Here is a 12,532-nt window from a genome sequence, read left to right on the forward strand (position 1 = left end):
AAACACCCGACGGCGTCCTCCAGCAGATCTGGGCTCACCTCCTGGTCCACCATGCGCTGCGGGAACTGATGCTGAGAACCGCAGCCACCCGCCAACTCGACCCGGACCGGATCTCTTTCACCGAAACGCTGCGTTCCGCCCGGCGCAGCGTGACCGTCACCCCGGGCGGTTTTTCCCCCTGAGCTCCTGGTCCGAGCACTACAAGTACTCCAAGAAGACCTGCTGGAAAGACTCCTGCCCGCCAGACGGCTCCGCAGCCAGCCCCGCGTCGTCAAGCGCAAGATGTCCAACTACTGGCTCAAACGGACTGAGCACCAGACCTGGCCCCAACCCACCCACGCCGGCACCCAAGCCATCCACATCAAACGACCCCAACCACCCGCCCCAGACCCGTAAAGCAACGGCATTGCGCCTAGCGCGCCTGGCACCTCAGCTCCAACCGTTCGGGTTCCCTGCACCCTGTCAGAGCCTCATCCTGGGTACGTCTTACTCATGCCAAGGGCGGCGCGCTGCTTGACCCTGGAGAGGAAACGCTATCACCGGGAGGATTCAGTGTCCTGCCTTCCTCACGCCCACAGCCTGCCATTGTGTCTTCTCCAGAACGACCATAGCCACGCTCTTCGCTTTTCTGGTTCGCGCCAATTACGGACCCGTGTATGGCTCTGCGCGTAGCCCCCGTGCTACGGGCCGGATGACCGCCCGAGTGGCCGGTGCCGGTATTGCACAGTTGCGTACCTCCTCGCTCGGATCCGGTGCTCCGGTCTGTGGGGGATTCTTCTTAGCGGGGGGTAACCGCGGCACAACACGTCGGCAAGTCGGTGCTTCGCGCGACCGATCGAGGATTGGGAACCCTGATGTCAGTTCGCACTTGTCTCATCTATCCGCCTCTCTGTGATCCAACCTCCGGGTATCACAGTCTTTCTTACCTCGACGCAGCCGCGTCCGCGGCCGGATTCTGTGACATCGACTTGGTGGATGCGAACGTCGAGGCATTCCACGCCACGCTCCGAGAGGATTTCTCTACTGAGGTGGTTCGCTCTGTAAATCGGCGACTCGAATCGCTCCTCGGACAGGATGCGTTGTCCGAGGATGAAAGGCGCGAACTCCGGGCATTCCTGGGTGCTTCTGTTGTAAACCCGGACCAAGTGCGTGCCGCTGTCCGGGTGCTGCAGGACGAGCGGGAATTCTATCACTACCCGTCCTACCGTCAGGCCGTTGAGCATATCGTCGGCTGGATGAAAGCAATCAGTACGCTGGGGTTTCCCGGTCAATTTGCGCACGGATTCACTTTGTCCAGCGATGCCGGATTCAATCTCTCCAGCATCGCAGACCTTACCGACCCCGCCATCCTCGAGAAGATATGCCGCCCGTTCGGAACATACTTGGACTACGAACTTCCAAGCAGGTGTCTGGACGGAGAATATGAGGTCATTGGAATAAATGTCACCTATACGCAGCAATTGCCATTTGCATTGTACGCAGCGAGGAAGATTCGAGAGTCATGCCCCGATGCGTGGATCATCTGCGGCGGCACCGAGGTATCGGACGCCTGGAAGTACATGGATGATCGGGATCGATTTTTCGAGGTGTTTTCTCCGTTCGACATATGCGTTATCGGTGAAGGTGAAAGCGCATTCACAGAAATCTTGAAGGCGCGCGGCAACGGAATCCTTCCAGCTGCGACAGCAAATGTCATGATCCACCCGAATTTGGGGGGCCGAGGACGTGCACTTCCGGTCCTGCACTACGAGGACATCAAGAATCTAACCACGCCTTCATACGAGAAACTGCCCTGGCATCTCTATCTCGCCCCCCATCGGTTCGTCTATTACACGCCTTCTCGTGGCTGCTACTGGAACAAATGCACCTTCTGTGACTACGGACTGAATGGTGATTCCCCGACCAGTCCTTGGCGGCAGGACCCCGTCGGTAAGACCTTGGATGATCTTGAAAGGATTTCAAAGTTCTCGCAGTATGTGTACTTCTCTGTAGATGTACTGGCGCCTGCTACGCTCCTGAAAATAGCCCAAGGAATAGTGGACCGCGGCATAGACGTGCGCTGGAGTGCTGAAATTAGGCTAGAAAAATACTGGTCACCGGAGCGTGCCGATCTATTGAAACGGAGTGGCTGCGTCGCAGTGTCTGTCGGGTTCGAGTCCGGAAATGACCGGGTTCTCAAATTGATCGACAAGGGCACGACGACACAGCAAACCCTACAAACTGTGCAAAATATGCGCGCCGCGGGCCTAGGAGTCCAAATGATGGCTTTCACGGGCTTCCCGGGAGAGACGCTGGAAGAGGCGTTCGACACAACCGACTTCCTCAGGAGGAATCGGCACCTGTGGACGATCGGAGGCGTCGGAACGTTTGGGCTAACACCTGGATCGATCGTTGCTAAGGAGCCGGATCGCTTCGGAATCAAGAACCTCCGCCCGCGGGCCGGTGATGACATCCATCGCGAACTGGACTACGACGACCCGGCTGGACATGGAAACGAGCAGCCAGAACTCGCCAAAGCGAGGCAGACGCTCAACGTTTCTCCCCCGTGGCGCCCGTGGGTGGGGGGAACAGACACGCCTCACGCTCTCTTCTATCACGGAAGATTCGGCCCATCGATGATCGAAGAAATCAGCGAGGAGGACTACTCAGAAAAACTCGGCGAATGGCCTGGAACCTGGTCAGTCAATGGACGAATGGTCTCCGCTCCAGGTGGTTCCACGTTTTCCTTCGTCAGGAATGACGGGGTCCTGGTGAGAGTGTCCAAGCTTTCCGCGCGGATCCTGTCGACTCTCGGGAAGCGTTCCGTATCCCTCGCTGATCTGGAAAGCTCCTATGGCTACAGCCGACAGGACTTGGAACCACTCATTCGTTTGCGTTTGATCACTCCGGATACAGTGCCCAGTCGCGTACCGGCAACGGCGCCCCGGGCCACGCTTCACAAGGCACCGAGCAAGCTCGGCCATGAGTAGTGGTGACGACGGCTGGGACAGGTCGTTGGGCTCCCAGCCGACAGCGGCGAGAAGGACGTCTCCTGCACCTTCGCCCGCAACGCCTTCTCCGGCATCGTCACGGCCGTGAAGCTCGGCGATGTCGCAGCCCAGGTCGAGATCCAGACAGGGCCGCACGAACCCGCAGCAGCCGCCCCACCTCGAACGGATCCGCCTCCGGCCAAGAGACTTCCTGCCCCTTGCACACCACCGTCGTCATCGGCGGCCTCACTGCGCTGACCGGCGTCCCTGTAGCAGCCGCTGCCATCTCCGGAATGAGCACTGCTGGCGCCGATCCGCGCGGCCGGTAGCGCGGGCAGATCCATGACACCCTCCTCTTGGCTCAACTGGTCTGCAGGGTCCGCAGGTCACGTCCAGGCGGCCTGTGCCGCCCTGTTCGGCGGCCGTCGCTAACTGGGCTTCTGCGGGGGAGGGTTCGGATGGCGATCGTCTCACCCGGTGTGCGGCGGCGTCCTGCGCAGGGCGAGAGCACCGTTCTCGGCCCCGGTCGGCAGCACGCCGGTGTCGAGAACGGTGCGCAGGCTCGGGGTGCTGACAGCCGAGGCCGGCGCGGGTGGTTCTGATGCCGTGGCGGCGGGGGAGGAGGCGGCGGAATCGGAGTGCTCGGTCGATGGCGGGCCGGCGGGGGAGGTACTGGCGCTGGGCTGGACGCTGCTGGTGAGGGTGAGTCCTGCTCGTGGCCCGGCCCCCGGCGGGGCCGGTCGGTTGTCTTGCCGGGCGCGGGGGACTGCGGTGGGGGTGGCGGACTGACGTGGTGCGGGCGGTGGATGTGTGCCCGGCCCTGACCCCGTGTCTGCCCGTCGTACGGATCCTCCGTGGTTGGTGCGGGCGCTGTCGGCCGGTGGAGCCGCCCTGATGCCACTCGTCCTCGCGCCGATGGGCCTAAGCTGACGACGTGCCCGGAATGGGGACCCTTGTCCCGCATAGATCAGATTCGGGTCGGAGGTGGCGGGTAGGCTGTCCGGCTGCCGCGTGCCCCGGCTGGCTGCGAACAGGCGCGGCCACGCCTCGCCGTCGCCGAACTCCCTCTCCGCGATCTTCGACAGGTGGTCCGCCCGGGCGGACCGTGACGACGCGAGCGCTCTCTTCGCCGACAGCCCGGGGCACTGTCATCCAGCTGCGTGCGGACGCCTCCGGCCACTGCGGTATCGGGCATCGCGAGCCGCCATCCGTGCTGCAGAAAGCTGTTGGCCTGGAGGATATGGCCGTCGGTCACGGTCCGGCCCTGGTTCAGAGCGGCGATCTCCCGCCACCGCTTACCGTCCCCCAGCTCTTGCTCGGCGATACCCCACAGGCTCTCCGGAGGCCGCGTCTCGCGCACGGTGTACGACGACCGGCTGCCGGTGTGCTCGCGAAGAACGGCACGGCCTGATGGACCGCGGGGCCCGGCCCTGGCCGGGGACGCGGGCCGTGATGGTGGCAGGTAGGGCCTGGGCGTCGGAGGCCAGAGCCGACTCGTGGGCAGCAGGACCAGGATGCTGCCGATCAGCAGGGCGTGAGGAGCCAAGCCTCCGCAGGACGCGCCAGGTTTGCGCGTAGCTGCGCGATCAGCTTGAGCAGGGCGCAGAACGTGAACTGCGCCAAACTCGATCCAGCCCACCGCCACCAGCAGCACCAGGAACGGCGCACCGGGGTTCGGGTGCGGTGGCGCCGTGCAGGAGGGTGGCTTTGCCCTGGCCGGACATCGGGTGCGGGACGCCTGCGCGTGTCTCTTTGATGGGTTGGTCAGTTGATCGGATGTGTCCGTCCGATTAGTGATCACTGATGCGATGTGGAACCGGATCGAGCCGCTGATGCCGGCCGATCCGGTTCGTGGGCGGCGATGGGCCGACCACCGCCGCACCCTTGAGGCCATCGCGTGGAAGTACCGAACCAGTTCGCCCTGGCGGGACCTTCCCGACGAGCTCGGTTCGTTCCAGACCGCTCACAAACGCCTGATCAGGTGGGCCGTCGATCGCGGCGAGCCCGCCGACCATGCACTCGGACGCTCACGGCGGGCTGAGCACCAAAGTCCACCTGGCCGCGGACGGTCGAGCCCGGCCACCGGCATTCGCCGTCACCGCGGGCCAGGCCGGCGACGCACCGGCCTTCGAGACGGTGATGGCCCGCATCCGTGTGCCGAGAAGCGGCCCGGGCAGGCCCCGGACACGGCCCTCGGATGTGCTGGCGGACCGGGCCTACTCCTCCCGTGCCATCCGGGCGTATCTGCGGCGTCGGGGAATCCGCGCGGTCATCCCTCAACCGTCCGACCAGGTGGGCCACCGCCTGCGGCGAGGCCGTCGAGGCGGCCGGCCGCCCGCCTTCGACACCGAGACCTACAAGCAACGAAACACCGTCGAACGCTGCATCAACCGCCTCAAGCAGTGGCGAGGCCTGGCCACACGAACCGACAAACTCGCCATCGCCTACCAAGCCGCACTCCACCTCGCAGGCATCCTCATCTGGACCCGACGCTGACCAAAGAGACAGAACCTAGGCGCCAGGGGCTCGGAAGGCGACCTGCCGGCGGGCTGCCTCGTCGATCTCGTCGAGGGTGAGGAGCGGAGTGGCCCGGGTACGAAGGGCGCCGCTGGCCTTGACGGTGAGGCTGACGGCGGCCATGGAGATGGGGTCGGGGAAGTCGACAATGAGGATGATGTCGTCCTCACCGAAAGCGAAGTACATGCCCTCGACCGTGCCGCCGAGGCCGGTGACGACCTGCTCGACAGCGGCGCGGCGGCCACTCGCGCCCTCCTCGAGCAGCCCCTTGGTGCCTTCGGGCGTGTAGCTCGCCTGGATGAGGAGCTTCGGCATCGGGACGCTCCCTGCCCATCGCTTGTCCGGTCTGTTGTCCGGTCTGTGCAAGGGCCTTCCCCCAGGTTCACCGACTACCACTCACGACTCGGCAGGATTCACCCGGACAGCGGCGGGCGTCGGCCACCGGCCGGTCATCGCCTGGGAGACCCCGCCGCCAGGTAGGCGATGATCACCGGCGCGCGGGCGGTGGTGGAGTCCGGGCTGACCAGGGACAAGTCCGCCTTCCCCTGTCGGGCGACCTCGGCGATCACGCCTTCCAGTAGTGCGGTGAAGACACCGGCGTCCCTTCAGACCCGGAAGCGGCCGTAGACCGTGGGCCACGGGCCGAACTCGCACGGCAGCTCCCGCCACTGGCTGCTGGTGCGGAACCGCCAGCTCACCTCCTCGAACTGCTCCCGCAGCCGGTTCGGGTACGGGCCGTACTCACCTGTCGACGGGAACGATCTATGCCTGGACGAGGACGGTGAGCCATTCCGCTTCGCGTGGGCGGTACCCGTAGCGATCCATCAGTCCCGACGCGATGGCCGGGACGTGACCGGCTCCGTAGACGATCGCCACCCGGATCGGCTCGTCGCCGTGCTCCGCGTGGATCTCGCCGAGCGCGTCGAGCAACTGCTTGTCGCGCCGATCGGTCAACGCGTGAATCACCGGATTGTCGGCCATCATCTCCGCCTCCAGCGTCGACGGCAGATCCTCGACCACCAGGTCTTCATCGAGGAAAGCGCGCGGACCGCGCAGAGCGAACACCAGGCCCATCACCGGCGCCGCGACCAGGAGCAGCAGGTACGTCCATCGCGACAGTGTCTTCAGATCCGCGATGGCCTCCGCGGCGGTCACATCCGGGTTGATGACCTGCGCGGTCTCGGAAAGCAGCAGCTCGTCTCGCTGCTCCTGGAGGCCGTTGCGCCGTCGGCGTGGGGCGAACCGGTAGGCAAGCGTGAGGGTGCTTATGCCGGCCGACCTGCCTCGGATTCCCTCCATGACGATGAGGTCGCATTCCCTGAGTCTGAGTCGGACCTGGGAGTAGAACGTCGGCGAAGCCACATGCAGCATCGGGAAGATCACGAACTCCAGCGGCGCCCCGGCCCGCCTCATGGTGATCACAGCAGATCGGACGGCGTACCCGGTCACCTCGATGATCTGCATGATTCCCCCCGCGAGCCTTGCCCGGTTTCCGGTCCACCCGTACCAGGACACGAGCTCTCCCCGGACGGTGGTTCCCTCCCGGCACAAGCTGCCGCCGGACTGCACAGGGGCGACCCAGGGCCTCATCGTGACGATGCTGAGCAGGCGGGTGGCTCTTCCAACGTCCGCCCCGGCCCACGCTTTTCGGCAAGTGCGGCTCCAGTCGAGCCCACTCCTGATCCGACAGACCACCCCGCCCCGTACGGTCCGGAACGATGTGAACGCTGTGTGGTCACGCGACCCGTCGGACAGTGCCTGGAGGGCCTTCAACGTGCGGGTTACGTCGGGTCGTCACGCGATGGTGTCCCGCCGGGTGGTGGAAGCCGTGAGGGTCTGCGCAGCGGGTCCGGCACGGACGAGCACCGTGGGGTCCGATACATAACCGATCGACACCCTGATCTTGATCGGGTTGGCTGGGTGGCATGCCAGAGCTGCGAACCGATCGTCTTCTGCTCCGCCGGTGGCGGGAGTCCGACCTCGAACCGTGGGCGCTGATGAACGCCGATCGTGAGGTCCGAGAACACCTGGGGGAACTGCTGACGCGGGAGCAGAGCGATGCCGCGGCGGCACTCATGCAGGCCGAGTTCGATGAGCGAGGATTTGGGTGGTGGGCGCTCGAAGCACGGGAGACTGGTGAGTTCATCGGCCGTGCCGGCTTGGACGACGTGGGCGACGACATGCCCTTCGCGGGAGTGGATATCGGCTGGCGGTTGACGCGTTCCGCGTGGGGGCACGGCTACGCTACCGAAGCCGCCCTGGCCTGCCTGGCTTTCGGCTTCGAGACTCTCGGGCTCCCGGAAGTGATCGCGTCGACGACCATCCACAACCATCGTTCCCAGGCGGTGATGCGCCGGATCGGCATGACCCGGGATCCGGCCGACGACTTCGAGGATCCGAGCGTGCCCGAGGGGCCGCTTCGACAGTGTGTGCTGTACCGGATCCCCCGCAGAGATGCTCACGGCCCACACAACGGGGCCGGGGTCCGACCCGTGACGCCCGCCGTAGGCCGCGGTACGCCGGGAGAATGAGGTATCCCGAGGGCGGTGTGGTGGATTGACGGCTGAGGAACGAGCTCGGCGTGAGGATGTCCGGCTTCGCGGCCGCTGATGCGATCGAGGCCGGGGCCAGTGACCGGGAGGCGGCGCCACAGTCCAGGGTGACCCGGATGTCGGTGCCCCGCTGGCGTCTGGCCTTGGCCTCAGACGGTCGGCAGGCCTCAGCTGCTGGACGCCGGCCCGGATTCGGTCGGTGTGGCTCCGCACTGCTGCGGAGCCACGGGCAAAAGTCCTGTGAGCGTCTCGAAGTGCAGTACTGCTCACTTTCGCGCAAGATGAATGCGTGATGAGTGCACAGTCGTCAGCAGCAGTCTGCCGCTGAGTTCACCGCACCTGTATTGAGTGTCTCAAGGAGTTGCAACCACCGCCCCGTGCGGCACAGCCGACTGTGCTGGTGGTTCGACATCACCCTTCCTCGAGCTCTCGAGTCGTGCAGGAGGTGTCATGTCCCACTGGTATGGACGCCCTCGGATCGACCCGGAGGGGCAGCCGCCCCAGAGCACCTCATACGCGGCCGTCACATCCACCACTTCCCCGACTGACACCGGAAGCACGGCCGGCCGTGGCGAGAAGGGCTCGTTGTGGGTCTTCGCTGGGCAGGGCTCGCAACAGCCGCACATGGGTGCGGGTCTCTCGGCTGCACCTGCGCTGTTCGAGCGGGTTCACACAGCGGTCGGGCTCGATCTCGCCAAGGTGTGCACTTTCGAAGACACTCCGCGCTGGGATCAGCCTGTCGTGCAGGCAGCGATACTCACGATCGCCACCGCGTCGGCCCAGGTATGCCGCAGCCGAGGCGGGCGACCCGGTGCTGTGCTTGGGCACAGTTTCGGCGAGTACGCGGCCCTGGTCGTGGCCAAGTCCCTCTCGTTCGACGACGCCATCCGACTTGCCGTGGCCCGTGGGCAGGCAATGGCGGACCTCGCCGACGGCTCAACCGCCATGGCAGCCGTCATCGGTGCCACGAACGACGCAGTAGCAGAGGTCTGTGAGGAGCTGCAGCGGAGTGGGGTATCCATCCACGTCGCGGCCTACAACAGCCCTGGTCAAACCGTACTTGCCGGCACCAGCAAGGGCCTGGCGCTGGCAGCGCGAAGGCTGCGCGGGGTGGGTGCCACGCGCACGCGGACTCTCTCCGTTCCGTTCGCCGCACATTCGCCATACATGAAGGCCGTTCAGGAACGGCTGGAACCGGCTCTGGAACGCATACACATCGACCCACCCAGCGTCCCTTATTACTCCACTGTGACGGGCCATCGGGTCAAGCGACCTGACGAGCTTCGCGACCTGTTGGTGCGCTCCGTGGCTGAGCCTGTGCGTTTTCGTGAGACGGCCATCAGGGCGTTGTCCGAGAGCTACGACAAAGTCCTTGAGGTGGGCTCGGACCGGCCACCGAGGCTTCTTGGATTCATCGGTGAGATCTGCCGATGTGATCTGCCGGAGCGGCCGACTCCATGCCTGTGTGCCGTAGCAGCCGACTCCGATGCTCCCGACGGAAGACCGTTCGCAGGCGGTCGCCCTACATCTTCCCTGGACATCGCGGCGGTTGAAGGCACGACATGAGAGCTGGGAGGAAGCCGTGGCCGACGAATCAGGCTTTGAAGCAGTTTTCAACCAGGTGGTGGACGTACTGGTCGACGAGTTGGGGGTGCCCCGTTCGAAGATCACTCCCGAGTCGCACGTGTTCAGAGATCTCGGACTCGACTCGCTGGACCTCATGACCGCAGTCACTCTGTTCGAAGGGCGCTTCGGCGTCACGATTCTCGACGAGGACATCGGACACATGTTGGTCGTCAAGGATGCGGCCGATGTGGTCTTGAGCAAGGTCCGATCGTGAGACGCGTCGCAATAACTGGCGTAGGCGCGGTGACACCGGTGGGGATCGGCCGGGACGAACTCTGGGCGTCCATGGTCGCCGGCCGGTCCGGGATAGGACCGCTCACTCGGTTCGACGCCTCGGCGCTTCCGTCACGCATTGCCGGACAGATCGATGACTTCGACGTCTCAGGAAGCCTGCCCCCTCAAAAGTCCCGCAAGGCTGAGCGCTTCACTCACCTCGCCTTCGAGGCCGTTCGACTGGCGCTCGTGGACGCGGATTTGTGCGTTCGCGAGCTCGAGCCCGGGCGGGTCGGCGTGGTGATCGGCAGCGCCTACGGCGGTACTTCGCGTGTGGAGACGGAAATTGCGGTGCTTCTGTCCAGAGGCGTCAGGGCAGTGCCACCGGAGATCAACATTTCGTGCGCGGCCAGTTCTGCCGCCGCCTTCGTCTCGATGGAGTTCGGCTTCCTCGGCCCCGTCGAGTGCCTGGCTGCGGCCTGCGCGTCCGGAGCTCACGCGATCGGCCGCGGATCCGACCTGGTCATGTCCGGACGCGCAGATGTGGTTCTGGCCGGTGGGACGGACGCGGCTCTGACGCCACTTTCCATGGGGGCCTTCTGTTCCGCTCGCGCACTCTCCCGACGCAACGACGCGCCGACGGCCGCGTCCCGACCTTTCGAGCGCACCCGCGACGGCTTCGTGTTCAGTGAAGGTTCAGCCATCCTGGTCCTGGAGGATCTTGCGTCGGCCTCCGCTCGGGGAGCGCCGGTGCTCGCCGAGGTACTCGGGTACGCGCATTCCCTGGATGGCCACAGCCTCGTTGCCCCGCACCCGTACGGAGAGGGCGCCGTCAGGTCGATCGAATCCGCGTTGGCCGACGCGGGGGTGGCACCGATCGATGTCGGCTATGTGAATGCCCATGCGGCCTCGACGCCTATTGGCGACCTTGCGGAGGCTCGTGCGCTCAGAAGCGTGTTCGGCAGCGTCCCGCCTCCCGTTTCCTCCACGAAGTCGATGACGGGCCACCTGCTGGGTGCTGCCGGGGCTCTCGAAGCGGCGATAACTGCCTTGGCCATTCACTCGAAGCAACTTCCGCCGACGATCAACGTCGATGAACTTGATCCGCAGTGCGAACTCGACGTCATTCCCCATCAGGCACGTGCCGCGACGGTGGACGTCGCGATCTCGAATTCGTTCGGGCTCGGTGGCCTCATGTCACCGCTCGTCCTTGCCAGGTACTGACGAACCGCTGTGAAGGAGAATCGGATGAATTTGGAAAAGGGCCGCTTCGGGCCGAGTGCTTTGGTGATCGAACTCAACGATCTGACCCGTCGTGTCGCGGCTGGGGAAGATCCGGCAGGACTTGACAACCTCGCCGCCATGATCGAAGAGCGCTTCAAGCTGACTGACGGCCAGCAGATCGGTGTCAGCGATCTCGCGTCACAAACCGACCAAGTCTCCCGTCTCAAAGAGCTGGTGCTCGAGGCGGCCCGAAGTGACGGAGCCGCCCAGTTTGTCGTGGTGCAGCGACCGGACGGTGCCAACGGCCGATTCGTACACGAACTGAGATGGGAGACACTCGCGAACGGCACTGCTCCGGCCGACGCGGAAGCAGTCGTGCTGAGGCAGACGGTGGGCGTGGCCCACTGCGACGCCGACTGCCGTAACTGGGGCTGGGGTTCGGCTGAGGCTTGAGGCTTGAGGCACGAACGGATCAGGGGGCGTGCCGGAAGGCCGACGGGTCCCCCGCGAGGTACATACACCCAGCAACGTGGCTCCTGTCATCGCATCGTCTGTGACCAGTCCGCCCGGCTACGACGGTCACTCCCACGCCGGGACGGCCGGTCGACGGTCGACGACTGACAGATCGCTGGAATGCGGGGCCGAGTCAGGCGTACAGGTAGTTGTGGGTCCAGTAGCCGCTGGCCGTGAACTCCCGTCCGCACCGATGACATGGCGCTGTGCGCCCTTCGTCGGCGAACTCGAACACGTTGTACACGCCGATCACGGTGTCGCGCAGGAGTTGCTCGTCGTGCACCTTGTGGCCGACGGCGTGGGCGACGATGTCCAGCGCCGTCGGTGTGCGTCCACACATACAGCGTGACTGGCCGGAGGCTGGGATGATCGAGAAGTCGACGATGGAATCAAGCGGAAGTCTCAGCAGGCCCTCGATGTAGCGGAGTTCCGCGCCGGGAGTTTCGACCACAGGTCCCTGGTATGGGAGGAGTGCGATGGCCCTCCGCATCTCGGCGTCGTCAAGTCTGATTCCGTTTCTGGCACCGCTCTTGCGGTACTCGCTCTTCAACTGCTCAAGAGTTGTGGTGTCCACAGTTCATCCCTTCGGTTAGAGCCGACGGACTGCGGCTTGCAAGCGCCGGGTCCATCTGCGGAGGTACGAGCACACCCCGGGCCGAGCGGGTGCGCAAGCGTCCTCCGTTCAGCACCGTCTTGCCTTCGCCCGTGTGAAAGCCGCCGATCTCCAAGCCGGCCTGCTGACTCCTGCCTCGGAGCCGGACAGTTGTGGATGGTGCGCTTCCTCCTCACGGTCGCCGTAGAGCATCGTGATGTTGATGCGCAGGTTCTTGTAGCCGGGCTGGAAGCGGATGGCATCCGAGGCGTGGAAGAGGTCGGAGTTGAAGATCACCGCCCGGTTCTGCCGGTAGCGAATGGTCA

At 64.9% G+C, this 12,532-nt stretch carries 9 protein-coding genes and 5 pseudogenes; 9 read left to right on the forward strand and 5 right to left on the reverse strand.

Annotated features, from left to right (window positions below; genetic code table 11):
• From ACFWBT_RS36730 to ACFWBT_RS36745, 4 genes and pseudogenes are all read left to right on the forward strand, one after another.
• Positions 1-182 (forward strand): annotated as a pseudogene (locus tag ACFWBT_RS36730) (IS4 family transposase); the annotation flags it as partial.
• 789 nt (positions 183-971) lie between these two features.
• The gene (locus tag ACFWBT_RS36735; protein ID WP_385707390.1) at positions 972-2,969 is read left to right on the forward strand and encodes a B12-binding domain-containing radical SAM protein; all 1,998 of its coding nucleotides are present in this window, start codon (positions 972-974) and stop codon (positions 2,967-2,969) included.
• A 42-nt stretch (positions 2,970-3,011) separates the two neighbouring features.
• Positions 3,012-3,125, forward strand: a pseudogene (locus ACFWBT_RS36740) (MerR family transcriptional regulator); the annotation flags it as partial.
• 1,652 nt (positions 3,126-4,777) lie between these two features.
• A pseudogene (locus ACFWBT_RS36745) lies at positions 4,778-5,465 on the forward strand (IS5 family transposase).
• Between the two features lie 15 nt (positions 5,466-5,480).
• On the opposite strand, the gene ACFWBT_RS36750 reads toward ACFWBT_RS36745, so the two are convergent.
• From ACFWBT_RS36750 to ACFWBT_RS36760, 3 genes and pseudogenes are all read right to left on the reverse strand, one after another.
• On the reverse strand, positions 5,481-5,801 hold the full coding sequence (locus ACFWBT_RS36750; RefSeq protein ID WP_385707392.1) for a GYD domain-containing protein: 321 nt from the start codon (positions 5,799-5,801) through the stop codon (positions 5,481-5,483).
• A 182-nt stretch (positions 5,802-5,983) separates the two neighbouring features.
• Positions 5,984-6,232, reverse strand: a pseudogene (locus ACFWBT_RS36755) (transposase); the annotation flags it as partial.
• Positions 6,233-6,248: 16 nt separating this feature from the next.
• The gene (locus tag ACFWBT_RS36760) at positions 6,249-6,950 is read right to left on the reverse strand and encodes a hypothetical protein (protein WP_385707394.1); all 702 of its coding nucleotides are present in this window, start codon (positions 6,948-6,950) and stop codon (positions 6,249-6,251) included.
• Positions 6,951-7,411: 461 nt separating this feature from the next.
• Between ACFWBT_RS36760 and ACFWBT_RS36765 the strand changes: the two genes are divergently transcribed.
• The 5 genes from ACFWBT_RS36765 to ACFWBT_RS36785 all read left to right on the forward strand — a co-directional run bounded on the left by ACFWBT_RS36765 (position 7,412) and on the right by ACFWBT_RS36785 (position 11,554).
• Positions 7,412-8,017 (forward strand): GNAT family N-acetyltransferase, encoded by a 606-nt coding sequence (locus ACFWBT_RS36765; RefSeq protein ID WP_385707396.1) that lies wholly within the window; start codon positions 7,412-7,414, stop codon positions 8,015-8,017.
• 471 nt (positions 8,018-8,488) lie between these two features.
• The gene (locus ACFWBT_RS36770; RefSeq protein ID WP_385707398.1) at positions 8,489-9,604 is read left to right on the forward strand and encodes an ACP S-malonyltransferase; all 1,116 of its coding nucleotides are present in this window, start codon (positions 8,489-8,491) and stop codon (positions 9,602-9,604) included.
• A 16-nt stretch (positions 9,605-9,620) separates the two neighbouring features.
• The gene (locus tag ACFWBT_RS36775) at positions 9,621-9,878 is read left to right on the forward strand and encodes a phosphopantetheine-binding protein (RefSeq protein WP_385707400.1); all 258 of its coding nucleotides are present in this window, start codon (positions 9,621-9,623) and stop codon (positions 9,876-9,878) included.
• Entirely contained in the window at positions 9,875-11,101 is a 1,227-nt protein-coding gene (locus ACFWBT_RS36780; protein WP_385707402.1) for a beta-ketoacyl-[acyl-carrier-protein] synthase family protein, read from the forward strand. Before ACFWBT_RS36775 ends, ACFWBT_RS36780 begins: the two co-directional genes overlap by 4 nt.
• Positions 11,102-11,125: 24 nt before the next feature.
• The gene (locus ACFWBT_RS36785; protein WP_385707404.1) at positions 11,126-11,554 is read left to right on the forward strand and encodes a hypothetical protein; all 429 of its coding nucleotides are present in this window, start codon (positions 11,126-11,128) and stop codon (positions 11,552-11,554) included.
• Positions 11,555-11,747: 193 nt separating this feature from the next.
• On the opposite strand, the gene ACFWBT_RS36790 is transcribed toward ACFWBT_RS36785, so the two are convergent.
• Positions 11,748-12,188 (reverse strand): hypothetical protein, encoded by a 441-nt coding sequence (locus tag ACFWBT_RS36790; protein WP_385707406.1) that lies wholly within the window; start codon positions 12,186-12,188, stop codon positions 11,748-11,750.
• 108 nt (positions 12,189-12,296) lie between these two features.
• A pseudogene (locus ACFWBT_RS36795) lies at positions 12,297-12,532 on the reverse strand (hypothetical protein); the annotation flags it as partial.

Source organism: Streptomyces sp. NPDC060027, from assembly GCF_042737005.1.
Lineage (GTDB): Bacteria > Actinomycetota > Actinomycetes > Streptomycetales > Streptomycetaceae > Streptomyces.